Below are 20,436 nucleotides of genomic sequence, written 5' to 3'. Positions count from 1 at the left end.
GAATCATGCCAATCGTACAGATATCACTCATTGAAGGACGCGACGATGCCACCGTGAAAGCCTGCATCAAAGCGGTCGCACGCACGATCCACGAAACGCTCGGCGCGCCGCTCGCGTCCATTCGAGTCATTGCGACGGTCGTGCCCGCGACGCATTGGGCCGTCGGCGATCAGACGAAGGATGAGACCGCTGCAGCGGCCCAACAGCAGGAGGAGAGATGACGCCGGAGCTCATTGAACAGGCTGCGAACGCATTGTTCGATGCCGCGCGCACCGGTCAATTTATCGCACCGCTGAGAGAAACGTACGAGCAACTCAGCATTGAATCCGCGTACGCGGTGCAACGCTTCAACACCGGGCGTCGGCTGAGGGAAGGTCGTCGGCTAGTGGGTTGCAAGATCGGGCTGACATCGGTCGCGGTGCAAAAACAACTCGGCGTGGATCGTCCCGATTTCGGCATGCTCTTCGACGACATGGCCTATGGCGACGGCGAACCGGTCCCTGCATCTATCCTCACGCAACCGAAGATTGAAGCCGAGGTGGCGTTCGTGATCGGCCGGGATATTACTGTGCCGAATCCGGGCCCGCTCGATGTGCTGAATGCAATTGAATACGCGCTGCCGGCGCTTGAAATCGTGGGCAGCCGGATTGCGAAATGGGACATTCGTATCAGCGACACCATTGCCGACAACGCATCGTCGTCGGCATTCGTGATTGGCAACAGCCCGCGCAGGCTTTCGGAGTTCGACTTGCGCTTGTGCGGCATGGTGATCGAGCGGCGCGGCGAGCCGGTCTCGGTAGGTGCGGGCGCGGCCTGCCTGGGTAATCCAATCAACGCAGTCGTCTGGCTCGCGCGCACGATGGCCGGCTTAGGCACGCCACTTAAAGCCGGGGATCTCGTATTGTCCGGCGCACTGGGTCCGATGGTCCCGGTCACCCCTGGCGACATCTTTGAAACCCGCATCAATGGACTCGGTTCCGTGCGGGCTGTGTTTGAACACGACTTGGGCGAGGCACGCTGATGAGCAACATTCTCGACTACGCAACGCTCCTCGACGACGCCGCGCGCAACGCCCAAGAAGTCGCCCAGTTCGACGCTGAAGGCCGCTTGTCGCTCGACGACGCTTACGCCATTCAAGCGGCGTCCATTGATCGCCGGGTGACGCGCGGCGAGCATCGCGTCGGTGTGAAGATGGGTTTCACAAGCCGCGCGAAGATGGTCCAGATGGGACTGTCGGATGTGATCTGGGGACGCCTGACGGCGGGCATGCAGATTGAAGAGGGGACGGCTGTCGAATTCTCGCGTTTCGTGCATCCGCGCGTTGAACCGGAGATAGCGTTCGTCCTCAAGCGTCCGCTTTCCGGCAATGTCACCGCTCCCGAAGCGCTCGCGGCAGTGGAGGCCATTGCGCCGGCGCTGGAGATCATCGATTCGCGCTACAAGGACTTCAAGTTCACGCTGCCGGAAGTGATTGCGGACAACGCTTCGTCGAGCGGCTTCGTGATCGGGCCATGGTGCAGTCCGCACATCGATTTCGCCAACCTGGGGTTGACGCTGAACATCGATGGACGCGTGGTGCAGGTCGGTTCGACCGCGGCCTTGCTTGGCCATCCCTTGCGCTCGCTGGTCGCGGCCGCGCGCCTGTCCGCGCTCGCGGGCGAGCCCTTGCAGGCTGGCTGGATCGTCATGGCAGGGGGCGCCACGCCCGCGGAATGGATCAAGCCGGGCCAGTATGTCGCAGTCGAGATGGAACGCCTTGGGAGCGCCGGCTTTCATGTCAAGGGCTGATCAAGGCCGACCCGACCTCTTTAGTCGTTGACATGGGAAACAGCATGAACAGAAAAGTGAAAGTGGCAATCATCGGACCGGGCAATATAGGCACCGACTTGATGATCAAGGTGATGCGCAGCAGCAAGCATCTGGAGATGGGCGCAATGGTAGGCGTGGATCCCCAGTCGGACGGCCTCGCCCGTGCGCAGCGGCAGGGCTGGCACCACGGCTGTGACCTCTACAAACTGATGGATGCCGCCGACGACCTCGTTCGTCCACTCCAGGACCGGCCGCTCCGGGTGGACCGGGAGACGCTTGCGTTGGGTTACGCTGGTGTGTATTCGAGCTTCCTGCGTCACGCTGAAGTGGCGGCGAAACGGTAAGACCTGAAGACGGTCGACATCCTCGTCGAACTCGGCAAGCGGAAGATAGTGGGCGGACAGGAGGACATGATCGTGGACGTAGCACTGGAGTTGCTCAAGCGCAAGCAGCATGAACCGTCGCGTTTTGTGCCGGCCATGAGCGAAGTGGGGTAAGGCATGACGCGCCGATTCGCGCTCGCTGCGCTGACAGCGATCGATCTGACGCCACCCCAGCTTGTCAGTGCGGCGGCGCGTAGCGGCTACGATGCGGTGGGCCTGCGGCTGAATCCTTTTCGCGCGGGCGAGTTGCAGCATCCCATGTTCAACAATAGCCCGATGCTGCGCGAAACCGAGGCTCGGTTGCACGATACCGGCCTCTGGGTACTGGACATTGAAGTCATGCGGCTGTCGGCCGGACAGGACGTGCAGGCTTTGCTTCCGGTGCTTGAAACAGGACACCGCCTCGGAGCAAAGTACGCGCTTACCCTGATCGATATAGCGGACCTGTCGCTTGCCGCTGCGAAGTTTGCCGAGCTGTGCGCGCTGGCTGCACCGCTTGGAATAACCTGCGTGCTTGAATTCGCGGTGTGGTTGGGCGTTGGCAGTATTCAAGCGGCCAGCGTGGTGATTCAGCAGGCTCGGCGAGTCAACGGCGCATTGCTGCTCGACCCATTCCACCTGTTTCGCAGCGGCGGGCAGGTCGCCGACATAAGCGCCGTGAATCCACATCTGATTCACTATGCGCAGTTTTGCGATGCCTCGGCGACTGCACCCGTGACGACGGCGGCAATCTCCGACGAAGCCCGTTTCGATCGTTGTCTTCCCGGCGAGGGCGGTCTGCCGTTGCCGGCGTTCGTGGCAGCGCTGCCGCAGGACGTGCCGCTGAGTCTCGAAGTGCCTAACCGCCAGCTCGCTGCAACCGTCGGCCTGGACGAGCGTTTGCGCAGGACTCTGGCGGCTGCGAGAAAGATCATTCACGGCTAGGGGAGAGGGATCTCCAGCGTCAGTGCAAACCCCAATAATGCGCGATTATCGAACGTTTGCGTTCGATAATCGATTTCTTTCAAGCGCAAAACATTGCCCGCGATCGCACATGACTTTATTGTGTGGACGTGCTGATCCAACACTTAAGTGCGGCACATTCGGTCAGCACCGAGCCTTATTTTTTGCCCAACACATTCCTTTAGAACCAGAACTTTCCAACCGTCATCGCCAAGTAGCGTAACAGAATAGGAAAGCTTACTAAAAGAGCCTGCAGCATTGAACCCAACCGAAAGAATTGAAGGAGGAGACATAGATGAAGCAATCCAGACAGGCGGGAGCCGCGGTCGTCATCACGGTGGCAATGGCGACGTCCGCGCATGCACAAAACAGCGTGACGCTGTACGGTATTGTCGATAACTCGCTGACTTACCAAAGCAGCCAGACGACACTCGGTTCAACCAGGAACGGAAGCTCCAACATCAAGATGTCGTCGGGCGTATGGGCGGGCAGCCGGTTTGGCCTGAAGGGCGCAGAGGACCTCGGCGGCGGCACCAAGGCCATCTTCCAGCTCGAGTCGGGTTTTAACAGCGCAAGCGGCGCCCAGCAGTACACCAACGCCGAATTCGGCCGGCAGGCTTGGGTCGGTGCAACGAATCCCACCTACGGTACGTTCACGGCCGGGCGGCAGTACACGTCCTACTATTCGCTGCTTTCGTCGTATAGCCCGACCAACTGGCTGACCGGTTTCTACGGCGCTCACCCCGGCGACCTCGACGAACTGGACACCATCTATCGGGCGAACAATTCGTTGGTCTATACGTCTCCCAAGCTCTACGGATTCACGTTCAGCGGTTCGTATGCGTTCGCGGGCGTGCCGGGCAGCGTGAACCAGGGTTCGACATGGAGTGGCGCGCTCCAGTACGTCAACGGCCCATTCGGGATCGCGGCGGGCATCACGCGCATCAACAACTCAACCCCGGGCGGCGGGGCGTACGGCACCGATTCGACCACTAATTCGAATGGGCAATCGGGCGTGTCGGCGGTGACCAATGGGTACCAGACGGCGCAGGCACAACAGCGTTTCGCGGTCGGCGCGGGATATACGTTCAATAGTGCGTGGGACGTGTCGGCGACCTACTCGAATGTGCAGTACATCCCCGGTATTCACTCGCTGTTCCGCGATACCGCCATCTTTAATACGGCCGGTGCCGTGCTTCACTGGCACGCGTCGACTTCGCTCGATCTGGGGACCGGGTATAGCTACACGCGTGCCACGAAGGCGAACGGCATAGACAGCGTCGCTCAATACCACCAGTTCAACTTGTCCCAGTACTACGCTTTGTCAAAACGAACCGGACTGTATGCACTGCAGGCGTACCAGCGCGCGAAGGGCAAGACACTGGGGACGCCGGGCGCATCCAGCATCATCAGTGCAACGGCCACGTTGGGCGATGGATTCCAGTCGTCGCCTTCTTCGTCGCAAAGCCAGTTCGCAGCCGGCGTGGGTATCATTCACCGCTTCTGATACGCAGGCTCGCCGCGCGCATCGGCGGCCTGGGTGAATACCCGGGCCAGCCGCGGCGGAATTCGGTGTTGTGCCTGTTATCCGTCAGGATCGCCACTCTCGAATAACATCGCCCGCGAACCCTATTCGCAGGGTGGGAATATCATTACTTTGAGTCAGGAGACGCCTCATGCAAGACGTTCACAATTCCCCTGCGGTGCATGCCGGTGCGGCGGTCCGCACGCGCTCGCGCACTCGCTTCGTGATCCTCGCGCTGCTCGCGCTCGGCACCATGATCAACTATCTGGACCGTACCGTCCTGGGCATCGCGGCACCCACGATGACCAAGGAACTCGGTATCGACGCAGCCGTGATGGGGATCGTCTTCTCGGCGTTTTCATGGACCTACGCGCTTGCCCAGATACCGGGAGGGGTATTCCTCGATCGCTTCGGCAGCAAGGTTACGTACTTCCTCGCATTGACGTTCTGGTCGCTCTTTACGTTATTGCAAGGGTTCGCAGTCGGCCTCAAGTCATTGCTGCTGTTTCGCTTTGGCCTGGGCATCAGCGAGGCGCCCTGTTTTCCAGTCAACAGCCGCGTGGTCGCCACGTGGTTTCCGCAGCACGAGCGCGCCCGTGCCACAGGGATCTATACGGTGGGCGAATACCTCGGCCTTGCGTGTTTCGCGCCGGCGCTGTTCTGGATCATGGGGAGCTTCGGTTGGCGCGCGTTGTTCGTCGTGGTTGGCGTTCTCGGCATTACCTTCGCGATCGTGTGGTGGCTTTTTTATCGCGAACCGCGCGACTCGAAGACCGTCAATCAAGCCGAGCTCGACTACATTGCTGCAGGCGGCGGACTTGAGCCGCCCGGGGGTCAGCAGACGCTGGCTTTCTCGTGGAGCAATGTCGCTCGGTTGCTCAAGCGCCGCCAGATCGCGGGCGCATGTCTCGGCCAGTTCGCGGGCAACACCACGCTGGTCTTTTTCCTGACCTGGTTTCCGACCTACCTCGCAACCGAGCGTCATATGGGCTGGCTGAAGGTGGGTTTTTTTGCCGTGATGCCGTTTCTCGCGGCAGCGGTCGGCGTGATGTTCGGCGGCTGGGTGTCCGACCTTCTGCTCAAGCGGACCGGCTCGGCCAACATAGCACGCAAACTGCCGATCATCGTCGGCTTGCTGGGGGCCTCCACCATCATCTCGGCGAACTTCGTCAACAGCGACGCGATGGTCATCACCATCCTCTCGATCGCATTCTTCGGCCAAGGCATGGTCGGGCTCGGCTGGACGCTGATCTCGGACATTGCGCCGAAGAACCTGATGGGCCTGACCGGCGGCATCTTCAACTTCTGCGCGAACCTGGCGGGCATTGTGACGCCGCTGGTGATCGGCGTGATCGTGGCGAAGACCGGCTCGTTCTTTTACGCACTGGCTTACGTCGGCGCGGCTGCGCTGGTAGGTGCGCTGTCCTATGTGTTTATTGTCGGCGATGTACGTCGCGTTGAATTGGCAGACCAATTGGCGCAATGAGCGCCGAATTTCTTGAGGCATGCAGCCATGATTAGCGGAAAAACCACTCTGATTGCCCACCTTGGTTATCCGACGGAGGGATTCAAGGCGCCCATGATCTACAACCCCTGGTTCGAGCAGAACGGCATCGACGCGGTGGTGATGCCGATGGGCGTGAAGGCGGACGACTATCCTGGCCTGCTGCAATCCCTGTTCCGGCTGACCAACATCCGCGGTGCGCTGGTGACCATGCCGCACAAGGTCACGACTACGGGTCTTGTCGATGAACTCACGCCTACCGCTCGCATTGCGGGCGCGTGCAACGCCATTCTTCTGCGTCCTGACGGCACCTTGCTCGGCGATCAGTTCGACGGCGCGGGCTTCACGCGAGGCGTTGAACGCAAGGGCCGGTCGCTGAAGGGCGCGCGTGCGTTTGTGCTTGGCAGCGGCGGTGTGGGTTCGGCTATCGCGGCATCGCTCGCGGCAGCGGGCGTGGCAGGCCTCGCCCTCTTCGACACCAACACGGCAGCAGTCGAAGCGCTCGCCGACCGCTTGCGCAAGCACTATTCGCAGCTTGTGGTCACCACGGGTTCCAATGACCCGGCGGGCTACGACGTGCTCGTGAATGCGACGCCACTCGGAATGAACGAGGGTGATCCGCTGCCGTTTGACATCGACCGGATTTCGCCTGGCACGTTCGTTGGCGAAGTTGTCATGAAGTCTGAATACACACCGTTGCTGCGCGCGGCCAAAGAGAAAGGCTGTGCGGTGCAGGTCGGCACCGACATGCTCTTTGAAATGATTCCGGCCTACCTTGAGTTCTTTGGTTTCGGCACGGCCACGCCTGAGCAACTGCGCGCGGTTTCACAGATCAAATATTGACGAGGTTATGTCATGAAGAAGGTACTCGTTCTCAACGGACCCAACCTGAACCTGCTAGGCCAGCGCGAACCCGCGCAGTATGGGTCCGACACGCTCGCCACGGTCGAGGTGCTTTGCAAGGAAGTCGGCGAGCGGCTCGGCGTGGAGGTGGAGTGCCGGCAGTCGAATCACGAGGGTGTACTGATCGACTGGATCCACGAGGCAGGCCGCGAAATAGCGGCGGGCACCCTGCTTGGGGTCGTGATGAACCCGGGCGCTTTCACGCATACGTCTATCGCCTTGCACGATGCCATCAAGGGTGCGAGCGTCACGCTGATCGAACTGCATATCTCTAACGTCCACGCGCGGGAATCGTTTCGTCACCACTCGTATATTTCGCCGGCAGCGCGCGGGATCATTGTCGGTTTGGGCATCAAGGGTTATGCCCTCGCCATCGATGCGTTAGTGCAAGTGTCTCAGGCCAAGTAAGCGAGTGGGGGGGGTGCAAGTTCACGCTCTACTCGTATGTTTCCCCGCGCTTATCAGCGCCTTCGGTTGACCATCAGACCCGTCGTTTGCACCGTGCAAACGACGGGTTTTTTTATCTGACATTTCGTTCTGACAATCAATTCTCGCGCATGCCCGACGATCAGCATCGGCACGCGCGCCTGCGCTGGTCCTGGATTTCAATTGGCAATCAAAGAGAAATCAACGTCCGAGTAAGGGTTAACGTAAATTCACTATTGGTGAACCGATTGTACAATTCGTAATTCCTGAGGTGTTGCCCTGAATTGCATCGGGCGCCGCTGGGCGGCATGCGACAGGTATGCTGCAGCGCGTGAAAACATGGGTCAACTCGACGTTGATCTTTTCCTTAAGAACCGGATTAAGCGGCACTCATGCCCCGCGCGAAGCGATCCATTCGCTCGCCCGGTGTGAGCCCACAAGCGAGGACCATTCATGAATTCCGACGTGATCGAGGTCGAGCGGTTGCTCGACGAAACACACCGGCCGATGTTCCACTTCGTGTTGCTTTTGTTGTGCGGCTTATGCCTCGTGATCGACGGTTTCGATGCCCAGGCGATGGGCTACGTGGCTCCGAGCGTGATCGGCGAGTGGCACGTTTCGAAGGCGTCACTCGGTCCCGTATTCAGCGCAAGTCTGTTCGGCATGCTGATTGGCGCGCTGGGTCTTTCGGTACTTGCCGACAAGATCGGGCGGCGACCGGTGTTGATCCTGTCGATGCTCTGCTTTGGTTTGCTGATGCTTGCAACCCCCTTCGTCACCACGATCCCCGCGCTGATTGCTGTGCGCTTTGTCACGGGTATCGGCCTGGGTTGCATCATGCCGAACGCGATGGCGCTCGTCGGTGAGTTTAGTCCGCAAGCGCATCGCGTGAAGCGAATGATGCTTGTTTCATGCGGATTTACGCTCGGCGCGGCGCTGGGCGGCTTTGTCAGCGCATGGCTGATTCCGAACTACGGCTGGCGCTCGGTGTTTTATCTGGGCGGCGTGGTGCCGCTTCTGCTGGTTGTTGCCATGACGATGAGCTTGCCCGAGTCCCTGCAGTTCCTGGTGCTGAAGGGTCACAAGGGGCGTGCGCGCGCATGGCTCGCGCGGTTCGACCCCACGCTGCGGATTGACGCAGCATCGACCATCGTAGTCCGCGAAAAGAACACGGGTGGTGCACCTGTTGCCGAGTTGTTTCGCGCGGGCCGCACGGCGGTGACGCTGATTCTGTGGTCGATCAGCTTCATGAACCTGATCGACCTCTACTTTCTGTCAAACTGGCTGCCGACTGTCATGCGCGATGCCGGCTATTCACCGGGAACCGCGGTGATTGTCGGTACCGCGTTGCAGACGGGCGGCGTGCTCGGCACCTTGCTGCTTGGCTGGTTTATCGAGCGCTTCGGCTTTGTCCGGGTGCTGTTCGTATGTTTCTTCTTCGCTGCCATCTTCGTTGGCATGATCGGTACCGTCGCGCATGCATTGCCGTGGTTATTGATCGTCGTGTTCGCGGGTGGCTTCTGCGTGGTCGGAGGCCAGCCAGCGGTCAATGCGCTCGCCGGGCACTATTACCCCACGTCGGTGCGCTCGACGGGAATCGGCTGGAGCCTGGGCATCGGGCGCATTGGCTCGGTGATCGGGCCGCTGGTCGGCGGTCAGTTGATCGCGCTGAACTGGTCCAACGCGTCGCTGTTTCACGCGGCGTCCGTGCCGGTATTGTGTTCCGCCTTGTTTGTCCTGCTGCTCGCGCTGAAGACTCGAAATATCGACTCGGCAACTTCTGGTGCACCACGGACAGCTTGATAGTCGGCTGGCCGCGCACGTTTGAACGGGATCTCCAATTCCCCGCTAGTCTTTCACGCGGCGTGCGAAGAAATCCGCTTTGAGGCACCACGTCTGTCCCTGATCCTGCAATTGTTCACCGGTCTACGAATTTCGCGCGCGACGCGGCGACCAGTCCCTATCATTTTCTGCGCCTGTTCCTGCAAGTAGCGGGTGTGACGCTGCACCAGTACCTGATGCGCACGCGATTGCACGAGGCTGCCGTGCGTGACCGACCAATTTTCGGATTTTCGCGCAAGCAGGCGTATCGACAGCGTCGGCAGCATGTCAGCCGGCCGGATGTCGATGTCGACAACCTCGTCAGTTCCGCCTTGGCCGCGAGCCCAGTCCAATCCGCGATCCAGAAAAGTAGAAGTACTTACCATATTGGCTGGGACAGTGTTTTCGCACCGGCGCCCGTCGGGATATAACCGATCTTCTTGTGACTGTTGCCGTCCATCACCAAAGCGTCGCCAGCCACCGCATCTGCGACGTTACACCCGCCTCTGTCGATCACGCGCGCGACCATTCACCCGGGTTCCCCGCGCGGAGCACTCTCCAAATTATCCGCAACGCACGCGGCGGTAAGCGAAATGCAAGACGGAATGTAAGTGTTTAACGACCACTTCGAATCAGCGGCATCCCCCATTGCAACGTGTTTTTTTCTGTGGAAGACTTCGGTCATCTGCTGTACCGGACATCATTCCGATATACCAGACAAACGGTTTACCGCGGTTTATCCGGTCTGGTCGCGCTTTCACGCGAGGCAGGACCGTGTGCAACATCATTTTATGCAGGCCCATGCGCCGGCATGGTGAGGGCGTTGAATCCGGGATCTTCCCTGGCCGCCGCCGTCTGTCCCTGAACTGACATTTTCACTTTCAAGGCTGAGACCCAAATGAGACTTGTCAAAGAAAGCGCACGTGTTGTCTGTTTATTCGCGGTGGCCGGTCTGTTGATGTTGTCCGGCTGCACGAAGGTCGCCACCTCAGATCAGGCAGGCGCAGCAGAGTCCACGCTGAAGGCGGTCTTGCAGCGGGGCACGCTGCGCGTCGGCGACTGCCTGAGCTTCGCGCCCTTCGGTTTTTACAACAAGGATGGTGCGGCCGATGGTTACGACGTCGACCTGGCGAAAGAGCTGGCGAAGCAAATGGGCGTGAAGCTGGAAGTGGTCAATACGACGAGCGCCAACCGTATTCCGAATCTGCAGACCAGCAAGGTCGACGTCGTGTTCTGCAACTTCACCCGCAATCTGGAACGGGCCAAGGAAATCGGCTTCACCAATCCCTACGTGGTGGCCAGCGAGGCGCTGCTCGTCAAGAAGAGCAGCGGCATCAAGTCGATCAAGGACATGTCCAACCGCACCATCGCTACCGTCAAGGGATCGACGAACGGCGACGAAGTACGGGCGCTGAACATGCAGGTGAAGATCCAGGAATTCGACAGTTCGCAGGCGGCCATTCTTGCAGTCAAGCAAGGCCAGGCCGACGCAATGATCGAAGACAACAACTTCCTTGCGTATCAGGCCTCGCTCGACCCCGAGTTGACCGTGACGGACGAGGCGCTGGTTCCGCTTGAATACAACGCATTCGGTGTGAAAGCGGGCGATCAAGTCTGGCTCGACTACCTGAACCTGTTCCTGTTTCAGGTCAACGCGTCGAAGCTTAACGCCCAGCTCTACAAGAAGTGGTTCGGCGCCGATCCGCGTTTCCCGCTGAATCCGCAGTACTGAAGCGTTATCGCCTGCATCTCGCAAGGCTTACGACGGAGGAGCAATGAGCTATCAATGGGTGACCCTGTCGGGCTATCTGAACGATTTTGTCCGGGCGGCGTGGCTGACGCTTCAGGTCACGTTGCTGGCCTTCGTCGTGGCGATGTTGCTCGGCTTGCTGGCCGCACTGGCAAGCACATCGCGCGTCGCGGTGCTGCGGGCGATATCGAGTTGTTACATCGAGGTGATCCGCAACACGCCGGTGCTGCTGCAGATCTTCATTGTTTTTTTCGGCCTGCCGTCAATGGGCATCACGCTCGATGCATATACGGCCGGGGTGATTGCGCTCGGCGTAAACGTGGGTGCGTACCTTGCCGAAGTGTTCAGGGCAGGTATTCAGTCAGTGCCGCGAGGTCAGTTGGAAGCAGCATCCATTCTCGGGCTGGAGCGTTCGCAGATCTTCATTGAGGTGGTGATGCCGCAGGCCGCACGCGCCGTCTATCCCGCGATCGTGAACAACCTGATCCAGCTTCTGCTCGGAACTTCGCTGCTGTCGGCTATCGCGTTGCCGGAGCTGACCGGCATGGCGACCGTGATCAACGCGCGCACGTTGCTGTACATCCAGACGTTCACGATCACGTTGATTGCCTATCTGGTACTGAGCAACTTTTTGTCCTGGGTCGCCGGGATGATCGGGGCGCGGCTGTTTCACCCGCCGCTCGTGCTGGCAAAACGCGCACGCCGGCCATTGATCATCAGGCGCCGTGTAAGCCCTGGAACAGGAGAGTGACCATGACAAGCGACCTGTTGATGTCCAGTCTTCCCATCCTGCTTCAAGGCCTGCTGACAACGCTCATTCTCTCTGTAGCGGCCATTGTGGGCGGCACGCTGGTCGGGCTGCTGGCCGCTGTCTTGCGGACCTTCGGGCCCTGGGGCACGCCGCGCCTCGCCCGGCTCTATATCGAGCTGTTTCGCGGCACGCCCGTTCTGATCACGCTGATGTTCATCTATTTCGGCGTGTCGTACTTTGGTTACGCCATCGACGTATTTGCCGCGGGCGTGATCGGGCTCAGCGTCTATCAAGGCGCCTATATTGCAGAGGTTTTCCGATCGGGTATTGAATCGGTCCAGAAGGGGCAGTGGGAAGTCTCGCAGATCCTCGGACTGAGCAAGATGCAGGCGTTCTTTTCAGTGATCTTGCCGCAGACCGGAAAGATCGTGCTGCCGCCATTGATCGGCCAGTATCTGTCCCTCATCAAGGACACGTCGATAGTCAGCATGATCGGCATGTCGGAGTTGATGCATCAGGGCCAGGCGATTGTCGACCGGATCGGCCAGCCGGTGGAAATCTATGGCCTGGTTGCCCTGCTGTATTTCATTGTGTGCTTTCCCCTGTCGCGGTGGGTGCGCCGCCATGATCGAAGAAGGAGCCTGTTGTCATGAACACCGCCATCGCGTCTCAGCCGCTCGTCAAGCCCATCATCAACCTGACCGGCGTCACCAAATCGTTCGGTACGACCCAGGTGCTCAAGCAGATCAACCTCGAGGTGCATCAGGGCGAAGTACTCGTCCTCATTGGCGCGTCCGGTTCTGGCAAGAGCACCGTATTGCGGATCATGAGCGGTCTTGAAACCGCTGACGCCGGCGAGGTCTGGGTCAACGAAGTGCCGCTCCACGACGCGCGCCGCGCACGCGAAATTCGTGGTCACGTAGGCATGGTGTTCCAGCAGTTCAATTTATTCCCGCACAAGGATGCATTGGGCAATGTCTCGCTGGCCTTGATCAAGGCACGCAAGATGAATCCGGTGGACGCCCGCAAGCGCGCGATGGACGCACTGGATCGCGTAGGTCTCGCCGATCGCGCCGATCACTATCCGAGCCAGTTGTCGGGCGGCCAGCAGCAACGCGTAGCCATTGCACGCGCGCTGGCTGTAGAGCCGGGCATCATGTTCTTCGATGAAGCGACCTCCGCGCTTGATCCGGAACTGGTCGGCGAAGTCACCGAGGTCATGCGCGGCCTTGCACGCGATGGCATGACCATGGTGGTCGTCACGCATGAAATGGGTTTCGCGCGCAAGACGGCGGATCGCGTGGTGTTCATGGACAAAGGCGTGATCGCCGAGCAGGGCGCGCCCGAGCAGATCTTCGTGAATCCGCAGAACGAGCGCACGCAGCAGTTCCTGCACCGGGTACTCGACCATTGAGTACGACCGGTATGCGAGCGCTTATGCATCCACACTGGCAGCCGCATTAGCAGCCGCATTAGCAGCCGCATAAGCAAGCGTCCACGCGCTAAACTCGCGTCAGTCAAAGATCGAAACAGCGAATCATATAGCCGACGGAGTTCGAGTCATGTCTGTACAGGAATCTTCAAGGGCGAGGGGAGTCGACCGGGTCGTCTCCATCCTCAAGCAATTGCATAGCGTGCGGCGTCCCATGACCATGCGCGAACTGATTGAAGCAACGGGTGCGCCGCGTTCCAGCATCTACGAACTCGTGACGATCCTGACCGAGGCCGGCTGGCTGGAAGCGGGCGCGGACGGGAGCGTGTTCTTCGGCCGGGAGATGCACTACTACGGGTCCGACTACGCGGTGCACAACGACCTGATCAGCCGGGCGCACCAGGCCATTCTCGGCCTTGTCCGGCGCCACGACGAGACCGCGCAGCTCTGCATGCTCGAAGGGAATAAATACACCGTGGTGCTGTCGGAAAACAGCTCGCGTCCGTTCAACATCAGTTCGGATATAGGCGTGAAAGTCCCCATTCCGTGGACCGCGTCCGGCCGCTTGCTGCTCGGTCACTTGAGCGCGGTCGAGATTCGCGCATTGATTCCGCAAGAAGACTTCGTGCTCGACAACGGCAAGCGGATCGAAGTGCCGGAATTCCTGGGCGATGTCGAGCGCGCCGCACAACAAGGATTTTTCTGCACGGAAGGCCTGTCCCACACGTTCCGATACTGCATGGCCGCGCCCGTGCGGGACAAGAACGGACACGCCGTTGCTGCGCTATGTTTCATGACCAGCCGCGACACCGACTTGAACAAGCGCGCGGCCATGCTCGAGGACCTCATACGCTCGGCGAAGGCCCTATCGCAGCCGTATTACGGCACGAGGTTCAGCGCGGCGGGTTGATCGCGCAGAGCGCCATGGCCGCGCTGAAATTTCGACGCGTCAAACCGTTCAGGCACCCACGCTAGCTGCAATCTGCACATCCTGCACCGCCACGCCGGTGAGGTCGGCCACCGTGATCTGGGCAAGGTTGGTATCGTCGCGAGCGCGCTGGCCGGCGTCCAGCAATGCGCCGAGTTCAAGCAACTGCTCCGCATGAATCAGCCCGGCGGACAGCGCATGCGAGACTTCGCCGTATTTGCTGCACTGATCGATCGAATCCACCACGATCACCCTGGCGCGACAGATGATTGCCGGATCCAGTTCCTGCTTGCTGGCGCTGTCCGCGCCCACCGCTGTGATATGCGTGCCGTTGCGGATCCACTCGGAGCGCAGCAGCGGTTCGCGAGACGGTGTTGTGGTGACTATCAGGTTGGCGTTCGCCGCAACTTCTTCAGCAGAGTCCATCGCCCGCACGTTGAAGCCTAGTGCCGACATTTTCTCGACGTAGTGGCCGCGGTTTTTCGCGCTCGGCCCCCATACGAATACATCCCGGCAACCGGTCACCGGTTGCAAATACTCAAGCTGCAACCGCGCTTGCTCGCCGCTGCCGATAATGCCAATTCCATGCACCTCGCGCGGCGCGAGCAATCGTGCGGCGAGTTGTCCGGCGAGCGCCGTGCGCACGCAGGTGAGCCAGCCTTCATCCTGCAACAGGGCGACCGGCTCGCCTGTCGTGGCGGAAAAAAGCACGATCAGGCCGTTGTTGCTCGGCAAGCCTTGCTTGGGGTTATCGTAGAAGCCGGTAGACACCTTGACCGCAAAAGCCGCTGCACCCTCTACATAAGCGGACTTGACACAACAATCGCCGTTGGCCGCGTCGAACTGGAAGTTCTGGACCGGCGGCACCTGGACGGTCTTGCGGGAGTAAGCCACGAAACCTTCCTCGATCATCCGCACCGCGCGCTCCATATTGAAGCGCGCGATAATTTCGTCTTTCGTCCAGATTTTCACTTAACAGCCTCGATGAATTTGTTCAGCATGATATTGCGTCCACAAAGCACCACGGCTACCGCACGGCCCTGATACCGGGAGCCAAGTTTCAACATTGATGCCAGCGCGACACAGGCCGCGCCTTCAACCATCCAGCGGTCGGTTTGCGCAAGCAGCTTCATGGCAGCCCGGATCTCTTCTTCCGTCACCAGCGCGGTACCGGCAATGACTTCCCGGCCAATATCGAAGGTCACTGAGCCGGGTTCTACACCGCCCGCGGTACCATCGGAAATTGTTTCGCTTTCCTCAACGTCTATGATCTTGCCCGCTTTGAGTGAACTATACAAAGCGGTCGAGTTCGAGGGCCAGCAGCCGATCACGTCGGTTTGCGGAAGCAGTGTTTTGACCGCCGTGCCGATACCGGAAATAAGGCCGCCGCCGCCGACGGAGGCGAACACCGCCGCCAGATCGGCAATCGTGCCGCTTGCCTGCTCATGCAGTTCCATGCCAATCGTGCCCTGTCCGGCTATGACGTCGAGATCGTTGTAGGGCGACACGAACGTCATGCCCCGGACCTTTGCCTGACGGGCGGCTTCAAGTTCGACGGCCAGCGTTGTGTCGTTTAGCGTCACCACCTCGGCGCCCAGCGCACGAATAGCGTCGAGCTTGATCGCCGCGGCGGATGTGGATGCATAGACCGTGACGGGCACGCCCGCAAGCTTGCCGGCGAGCGCCACGCCCTGACCATGATTGCCGCTCGACACCGTGAGCACACCGTTGCGGCGCGCGTCTGCGTCGAGCAGGCGCAGCTTGTTGGTCGCGCCGCGAAACTTGAACGAGCCGGTATGCTGCAGATGCTCGCACTTCAGGTACACGTCGCATCCGGTCGCCTTCGATAACATCGGACTGAATGCAAGCGGCGTGACGCTTACTTGCGGTCGAATGGCGCGATGCGCTTCCTCAATGCGTTGAAACAGTTCATTCATCACTCGTTGCCCCTCAGTTCCTTCAGATAATTGAACACCGTGGCGCGGCCGATCGTCAGTACCTTCGCCACATAGTTAGCCGCGCTCTTGCCCTTGAACGCGCCTTGCTCATGCAATGCTTCTATGAGCGCGCGCTTATGCTCGCGCGTCAGCATGGACAGCGCGAGCTTGCGTTCCTGCAGCCAGTGGTTGAGAAAGATATTCACGCGCTCCTGCCAGTCGTCCTGGAACAGCTTCTCGGGCTGTGGTTGCAGCGTGGTGGTTGAGAGGAGCAGGTCAAGCGCCTGCCTGGCTTGCTCCAGTGCCGCAACATGAAAATTGATGCACATGACGCCGATCGCCTGACCTGCATCGCTACGCACGACAATACTGACCGAGCGAATCTTGCGGCCGTCCCACCCCAGTTTTTCATACGGACCGATTACCCTTTCGTCCGGATCGAATTCGATGTCGTCGAGCGATGATTCGTCGCCAAGCTCGCGTTTGGACTGGTTGTTCGCTACATGCACAACGGTTTGCGTGCCAAGGTCGTGTATCACGACCTCCGTGTACGGCGGAAACAGCAAGACTATGCCGTCGGCGATCGCGCTGTAGCGAGCGAGCAACTCGGCTGATGGTTGCGGGTCGCTGCGCTTGACCACCCGCTTGACCGCGCGCTTGGACGACGGCTTGGACGACGGCTTGGACGACGGACTGACCGTGAGCTCAGCGGCTTGTCCGGAGGCGATCTTCAAGTTACGTGCTTTAGTCATTATTCAATGTCGATTCGTGCGGAACAGTCGTGCGATGGTCCGCACGCGCGGCTTAGTCGACCGCTAGATCGACCGTAAAATATTTCTCCAACAACTTCTGGTAAGTGCCGTTGCGCTTCAGTTCAGTGCGTCCAGCAGATGCTGGATCACCAGCATTCCGGGCAACTCGGAATGTTCAGCCGATAGCGTCATGTCGTTTACCGAAATATACTAAGTAGTCTAAGATAGACTTTAAAATATAATCGGTCAAACAAAAAAATGAAGGCGTCGAGGTTGGCCGGTTCAGCGCGGATGACCTGGTCCGGTTGTGTTTTTTTGCCCATCATTTCGGCTATCGTTACGGGTAGCCGATTCACGGAGATTTCAATGAAGATCAAGGACTTTCTTGTCGAACGCTGGATGGACCGGTACGAGCATGAGGCGCGCTATAACCTCGCTGAAACCTGCGTTGAATCGCTGACGGTGGCGCAATTGCTCGAACTGACCGGCAAGCGCGATAGCCTGCTCGACGAACTCCTTCCCATGAAGCTGACCTATGGAGCGATCGAAGGGTCGGACAGGTTGCGAGTCAACATCGCAGCTTTATATGAGCGGCAGACGACTAGGGATATTGTCGTGACGCACGGCGCTATAGGCGGCAATGCGCTGGTGTACGAAACCCTGATCGAGCCCGGTGACCGTGTGATCGCGGTGTTGCCGACATACCAGCAACACTATTCGATTCCCGAAAGCTACGGTGCCGACCTGCAGACCATGACGCTGCGCGAAGACAACGATTTCCTGCCGGATCTCGACGAGCTCCGCAAGCTGGCCAACCAGAAGACAAAGCTCATCGCCATCAACAACCCGAACAATCCGACAGGCTCGCTGATGGATGAAGCCTTCCTCAAGGAGGTAGTGAGCATCGCCCAATCGTGCGGTGCGTACCTCTTGTGCGATGAGGTTTATCGGGGCACGGACCAGGAAGGATCAGGATTCACCGCGTCTGTCGCCGACCTTTATGAGCGGGGTATTAGTACCGGCAGCATGTCGAAGACGTGGTCGCTGGCCGGATTGCGCTTGGGGTGGATCGCCGGACCGGTCGAACTGATTCGCGCGGTGTGTATTCATCGAGACTACAACACCATCAGCGTGGGGATGATCGACGATTATCTTGCGTCCATTGCGCTCGAGGCTAAGGACAAGATCCTTGCTCGCAACCATGCTATTACGCGGACCAATCTCAGGGTTCTCGACGACTGGATCAGTAAGGAACCGCTGGTGTCGTATGTGAAGCCCAAGGCCGCGACGGTTTGTCTGCTCAAGTTCGATGTCGACATGTCGTCGACCGGATTTTGCACCGCGCTGATCGAAGCGACGGGTGTGATGTTCATGCCGGGTAGCGCGTTTGACATGGAAGGGTATATCCGGGTCGGTTTCGCCAACCCGCTCGATGTCCTGCAAGAGGGGTTGGTTAAGGTTTCCGGCTTCCTCGCGGACATCGGACGCCGGTAATCAAGCGCCGGCGGTTAGATTACGATTTCGAACCTTTCGCTGATCATCTGGCCAGCCTGACGCTGGACTTGTTGACGGGCGGCAGGGGTATCGGCGCGCTTCGCAAGATCTGGAGGCCAGCGTTACCGAACTCACGCCGCTATCCCGGCAACGGCACGCTGGTCGATCTCACGCAATAGGGCTTGCCGCGTGAAGCTACCGTGATTAACCGTTCTAGCGGGCGTCGTTCTCGTCACTTTCAGCGGCGACAAGCTGCTTGGCGGCCCGCAGGCGGGCTTGATCGTCGGCCGTCGAGAGCTGATAGCGAAGATCAAGAACTTAGTGTTGGTTGTCGATCGGATAACACCGCGAGAGAAGCGGGGAGTGCACCGTCGAGCGAACACTCAGTCGCCATGATTTCAACAACAGCGAAATTCAACGGCGTTACCAAGGCTCAGGCGAATGGCCTAACTTCATGCGCTCCGGCCCAATCCATCGATCCCTGCGCACGCGCGCACCAGACTCAATTCACCATGGGATCGTTTCCCCTTTCCAGCGCGTGAACGTGCCTGTGGGGCCGTCCTGACCCAGCAGCGCAACGCGCACCGCCTCGCGAGCACCTTCCTCGACGGTCTCGGTGCCCGAATATCCGTTGAGGTTAGTCTTGGTATAACCCGGTGAGACGGCATTGACCTTGATACCTTCCGGCTCGAGTTCGATGGCCATCGCGACCGTCAACGCGTTAAGCGCCGTCTTGGACGCCGGGTAGACGGGACCGAAGATCCCGCGGTACGGGAAGGCTGGGTTCAGGTTCGTCGCCAGCGATCCAACACCACTCGACACGTTGACGATGCGGGAGCCCGGCGTATTGCGCAAAAGTGGCAGCATCGCCTGGTACACAGCGAGCACGCCGAACACGTTGGTGTCCCACACCGCGCGCATTTCATCGAGAGCCACGTTGCTCGGGCGCGTCGTCTTTGAGTACTCCTCGACGGATTGACCGGGCTGCTTCTTCGTATTCGAAATGGCCGCGTTCTGGATGAGCACGTCAAGGCGGCCAAACTCGTTTTGGACGCGCTCCGCCGCCATTGTGATTGAAGCCTGATCCGTCACGTCGAGTTGGAGGGCGAACGCGTTCAGGCCCACTTCCCCGGCCGCAGCCTCGCCGCGTTCGAGGCTGCGCGATCCTACCAACACAGTTAAACCGCGTGTCGCGAGATCCTTTGCGATCTGGAGACCGATTCCTTGATTAGCCCCGGTTACGAGAGCAACTTGTTTGTCCTGCATAGCAATCTCCTTATCGTAATACGCTGTAGCGTGTAGAAGCCGTGTTCGACCTGTGCTGCTGAGTCAGCGAGCCTCGGCCGCCCAGGCTTGTGCGTCAGCGCCGGCTGGGATATGCATTGGGGATGACGGGTCGGTCGCTGCGCGCCACACGGCCTCCGCGACATCCTGCGCCCGGGTGACTGGTGTAGAGGTGTCCTGGAATCGCGCGAAGACGTCCTTGACGAGTCCAGCGTAGGCCTCGTGGTCGAGGCCATGCATGTGGGCGTGGGCGTTCTCTGCAAACCGGGTGTCGGGCGCACGGCCGGGCAGCACCAGGCGCGCTCGCACGCCGAACTGCTCGAGCTCCAGCGCCATTGACTCGGTAAATACGTTCACCGCCGCCTTGCTCGCGCGGTAAGCGGCGATCAGAGGCAGCGCCTTTAGCGTTACGCTCGACGTGACATTCACGACGACACCGGCTTTACGCTGCCGAAACTGGGGCAGCACCCCCTGCGTCACTGCGATAGTGCCAAAGGTGTTGGTCTCGAAAATCTCGCGCACTGTCGCAAGCGGGACCAGTTCCGCCGGGGAAGCCGCGCCGAAGCCCGCGTTGTTGACGAGCACGTCGATCGGGCCGGCCGCCTCGACAGCTTGGCGGATGCTGTCGGGATCGGTGACGTCGAGCGCCAGCACGCGCAAGTGCTCTGAAGGCGGCAGCACGTCGGCGCGCGGCGTGCGCATCGTGGCGACGACTTGCCAGTCGCGGGCCAGAAAATAGCGGGCAATCTCGAGGCCGAATCCGGACGAGCAGCCGGTGGTCAGGACGGTTTTCAT

The 20,436-nt window shown here is 59.8% G+C and carries 20 protein-coding genes and 2 pseudogenes; 17 read left to right on the top strand and 5 right to left on the bottom strand.

The features are described from left to right. Positions 1-5 precede the first annotated feature (5 nt). The 15 genes and pseudogenes from BSU04_RS16750 to BSU04_RS16675 all read left to right on the top strand — a co-directional run bounded on the left by BSU04_RS16750 (position 6) and on the right by BSU04_RS16675 (position 14,156). The gene (locus BSU04_RS16750; RefSeq protein ID WP_089161640.1) at positions 6-221 is read left to right on the top strand and encodes a tautomerase family protein; all 216 of its coding nucleotides are present in this window, start codon (positions 6-8) and stop codon (positions 219-221) included. Further along, positions 218-1,021, top strand: a complete 804-nt coding sequence (locus BSU04_RS16745; RefSeq protein WP_089161639.1) for a 2-keto-4-pentenoate hydratase — start codon at positions 218-220, stop codon at positions 1,019-1,021. The genes BSU04_RS16750 and BSU04_RS16745 overlap by 4 nt, the downstream gene beginning before the upstream one ends. Next, positions 1,021-1,788, top strand: coding sequence for a 2-keto-4-pentenoate hydratase (locus tag BSU04_RS16740; RefSeq protein WP_089161638.1), 768 nt, complete (start codon positions 1,021-1,023; stop codon positions 1,786-1,788). The genes BSU04_RS16745 and BSU04_RS16740 overlap by 1 nt, the downstream gene beginning before the upstream one ends. A 137-nt stretch (positions 1,789-1,925) precedes the next feature. Beyond that, a pseudogene (locus BSU04_RS16735) lies at positions 1,926-2,306 on the top strand (4-hydroxy-2-oxovalerate aldolase); the annotation flags it as partial. 3 nt (positions 2,307-2,309) lie between these two features. Continuing rightward, a complete protein-coding gene (locus tag BSU04_RS16730) occupies positions 2,310-3,116 on the top strand; it encodes a sugar phosphate isomerase/epimerase family protein (RefSeq protein ID WP_089161637.1) in 807 nt (268 codons plus the stop codon). Between the two features lie 313 nt (positions 3,117-3,429). Then, a complete protein-coding gene (locus tag BSU04_RS16725; protein WP_089161636.1) occupies positions 3,430-4,641 on the top strand; it encodes a porin in 1,212 nt (403 codons plus the stop codon). A 169-nt stretch (positions 4,642-4,810) separates the two neighbouring features. After that, a complete protein-coding gene (locus tag BSU04_RS16720) occupies positions 4,811-6,145 on the top strand; it encodes an MFS transporter (protein WP_089161635.1) in 1,335 nt (444 codons plus the stop codon). Positions 6,146-6,172: 27 nt separating this feature from the next. Beyond that, positions 6,173-7,006, top strand: coding sequence for a shikimate dehydrogenase family protein (locus tag BSU04_RS16715; RefSeq protein WP_089161634.1), 834 nt, complete (start codon positions 6,173-6,175; stop codon positions 7,004-7,006). Positions 7,007-7,018: 12 nt separating this feature from the next. Continuing rightward, positions 7,019-7,474 carry a type II 3-dehydroquinate dehydratase gene (aroQ, locus tag BSU04_RS16710; protein ID WP_089161633.1) on the top strand — a complete coding sequence of 152 codons (456 nt, stop codon included), beginning with the start codon at positions 7,019-7,021 and terminating at the stop codon, positions 7,472-7,474. A gap of 471 nt (positions 7,475-7,945) precedes the next feature. Next, positions 7,946-9,295 carry an MFS transporter gene (locus BSU04_RS16705; protein WP_089161632.1) on the top strand — a complete coding sequence of 450 codons (1,350 nt, stop codon included), beginning with the start codon at positions 7,946-7,948 and terminating at the stop codon, positions 9,293-9,295. Between the two features lie 916 nt (positions 9,296-10,211). Continuing rightward, positions 10,212-11,045, top strand: coding sequence for an ABC transporter substrate-binding protein (locus BSU04_RS16695; RefSeq protein WP_089161630.1), 834 nt, complete (start codon positions 10,212-10,214; stop codon positions 11,043-11,045). 43 nt (positions 11,046-11,088) lie between these two features. Continuing rightward, a complete protein-coding gene (locus BSU04_RS16690; protein ID WP_089161629.1) occupies positions 11,089-11,814 on the top strand; it encodes an amino acid ABC transporter permease in 726 nt (241 codons plus the stop codon). 2 nt (positions 11,815-11,816) lie between these two features. Then, positions 11,817-12,467, top strand: a complete 651-nt coding sequence (locus tag BSU04_RS16685) for an amino acid ABC transporter permease (RefSeq protein WP_089161628.1) — start codon at positions 11,817-11,819, stop codon at positions 12,465-12,467. After that, entirely contained in the window at positions 12,464-13,228 is a 765-nt protein-coding gene (locus BSU04_RS16680; protein WP_089161627.1) for an amino acid ABC transporter ATP-binding protein, read from the top strand. Before BSU04_RS16685 ends, BSU04_RS16680 begins: the two co-directional genes overlap by 4 nt. Before the next feature lie 148 nt (positions 13,229-13,376). Further along, on the top strand, positions 13,377-14,156 hold the full coding sequence (locus BSU04_RS16675) for an IclR family transcriptional regulator (RefSeq protein WP_089161626.1): 780 nt from the start codon (positions 13,377-13,379) through the stop codon (positions 14,154-14,156). 48 nt (positions 14,157-14,204) lie between these two features. On the opposite strand, the gene BSU04_RS16670 is transcribed toward BSU04_RS16675, so the two are convergent. The 3 genes from BSU04_RS16670 to BSU04_RS16660 are packed head-to-tail and all read right to left on the bottom strand — an operon-like array spanning position 14,205 to position 16,863. Then, positions 14,205-15,146 (bottom strand): ornithine cyclodeaminase family protein, encoded by a 942-nt coding sequence (locus tag BSU04_RS16670; protein ID WP_089161625.1) that lies wholly within the window; start codon positions 15,144-15,146, stop codon positions 14,205-14,207. Next, positions 15,143-16,111: a threonine/serine dehydratase gene (locus tag BSU04_RS16665; protein WP_089161624.1), complete on the bottom strand. Its 969-nt coding sequence runs from the start codon at positions 16,109-16,111 to the stop codon at positions 15,143-15,145. Before BSU04_RS16665 ends, BSU04_RS16670 begins: the two co-directional genes overlap by 4 nt. Then, on the bottom strand, positions 16,111-16,863 hold the full coding sequence (locus tag BSU04_RS16660; RefSeq protein ID WP_089161623.1) for a helix-turn-helix transcriptional regulator: 753 nt from the start codon (positions 16,861-16,863) through the stop codon (positions 16,111-16,113). Before BSU04_RS16660 ends, BSU04_RS16665 begins: the two co-directional genes overlap by 1 nt. Before the next feature lie 366 nt (positions 16,864-17,229). On the opposite strand from BSU04_RS16660, the gene BSU04_RS16655 reads away from it, so the two are divergent. Together BSU04_RS16655 and BSU04_RS16650 are read left to right on the top strand one after the other, a co-directional pair. Then, a complete protein-coding gene (locus BSU04_RS16655) occupies positions 17,230-18,357 on the top strand; it encodes an aminotransferase (RefSeq protein ID WP_089161622.1) in 1,128 nt (375 codons plus the stop codon). A gap of 146 nt (positions 18,358-18,503) precedes the next feature. Further along, a pseudogene (locus BSU04_RS16650) lies at positions 18,504-18,672 on the top strand (L-seryl-tRNA(Sec) selenium transferase); the annotation flags it as partial. 192 nt (positions 18,673-18,864) lie between these two features. Here BSU04_RS16650 and BSU04_RS16645 read toward each other — a convergent pair. Continuing rightward, positions 18,865-19,623, bottom strand: a complete 759-nt coding sequence (locus tag BSU04_RS16645) for an SDR family oxidoreductase (protein WP_089161621.1) — start codon at positions 19,621-19,623, stop codon at positions 18,865-18,867. Positions 19,624-19,686: 63 nt separating this feature from the next. Further along, entirely contained in the window at positions 19,687-20,436 is a 750-nt protein-coding gene (locus BSU04_RS16640; RefSeq protein WP_089161620.1) for an SDR family oxidoreductase, read from the bottom strand.

The organism is Caballeronia sordidicola, from assembly GCF_002220365.1.
GTDB classification, from domain to species: Bacteria; Pseudomonadota; Gammaproteobacteria; order Burkholderiales; family Burkholderiaceae; genus Caballeronia; species Caballeronia sordidicola_C.
This window is presented reverse-complemented; position numbering and strand designations above follow the sequence as displayed.

Excerpts from the sequence above, each read along its gene's own strand:
- aroQ (WP_089161633.1), top strand. The coding sequence starts at position 7,019 with ATGAAGAAGGTACTCGTTCTCAACGGACCCAACCTGAACCTGCTAGGC.
- BSU04_RS16740 (WP_089161638.1), top strand. The coding sequence starts at position 1,021 with ATGAGCAACATTCTCGACTACGCAACGCTCCTCGACGACGCCGCGCGC.
- BSU04_RS16685 (WP_089161628.1), top strand. The coding sequence starts at position 11,817 with ATGACAAGCGACCTGTTGATGTCCAGTCTTCCCATCCTGCTTCAAGGC.
- BSU04_RS16725 (WP_089161636.1), top strand. The coding sequence starts at position 3,430 with ATGAAGCAATCCAGACAGGCGGGAGCCGCGGTCGTCATCACGGTGGCA.
- BSU04_RS16660 (WP_089161623.1), bottom strand. The coding sequence starts at position 16,863 with ATGACTAAAGCACGTAACTTGAAGATCGCCTCCGGACAAGCCGCTGAG.
- BSU04_RS16655 (WP_089161622.1), top strand. The coding sequence starts at position 17,230 with ATGAAGATCAAGGACTTTCTTGTCGAACGCTGGATGGACCGGTACGAG.
- BSU04_RS16640 (WP_089161620.1), bottom strand. The coding sequence starts at position 20,436 with ATGAAAACCGTCCTGACCACCGGCTGCTCGTCCGGATTCGGCCTCGAG.
- BSU04_RS16705 (WP_089161632.1), top strand. The coding sequence starts at position 7,946 with ATGAATTCCGACGTGATCGAGGTCGAGCGGTTGCTCGACGAAACACAC.
- BSU04_RS16745 (WP_089161639.1), top strand. The coding sequence starts at position 218 with ATGACGCCGGAGCTCATTGAACAGGCTGCGAACGCATTGTTCGATGCC.
- BSU04_RS16750 (WP_089161640.1), top strand. The coding sequence starts at position 6 with ATGCCAATCGTACAGATATCACTCATTGAAGGACGCGACGATGCCACC.
- BSU04_RS16715 (WP_089161634.1), top strand. The coding sequence starts at position 6,173 with ATGATTAGCGGAAAAACCACTCTGATTGCCCACCTTGGTTATCCGACG.
- BSU04_RS16665 (WP_089161624.1), bottom strand. The coding sequence starts at position 16,111 with ATGAATGAACTGTTTCAACGCATTGAGGAAGCGCATCGCGCCATTCGA.
- BSU04_RS16680 (WP_089161627.1), top strand. The coding sequence starts at position 12,464 with ATGAACACCGCCATCGCGTCTCAGCCGCTCGTCAAGCCCATCATCAAC.
- BSU04_RS16730 (WP_089161637.1), top strand. The coding sequence starts at position 2,310 with ATGACGCGCCGATTCGCGCTCGCTGCGCTGACAGCGATCGATCTGACG.
- BSU04_RS16690 (WP_089161629.1), top strand. The coding sequence starts at position 11,089 with ATGAGCTATCAATGGGTGACCCTGTCGGGCTATCTGAACGATTTTGTC.
- BSU04_RS16645 (WP_089161621.1), bottom strand. The coding sequence starts at position 19,623 with ATGCAGGACAAACAAGTTGCTCTCGTAACCGGGGCTAATCAAGGAATC.
- BSU04_RS16695 (WP_089161630.1), top strand. The coding sequence starts at position 10,212 with ATGAGACTTGTCAAAGAAAGCGCACGTGTTGTCTGTTTATTCGCGGTG.
- BSU04_RS16720 (WP_089161635.1), top strand. The coding sequence starts at position 4,811 with ATGCAAGACGTTCACAATTCCCCTGCGGTGCATGCCGGTGCGGCGGTC.
- BSU04_RS16675 (WP_089161626.1), top strand. The coding sequence starts at position 13,377 with ATGTCTGTACAGGAATCTTCAAGGGCGAGGGGAGTCGACCGGGTCGTC.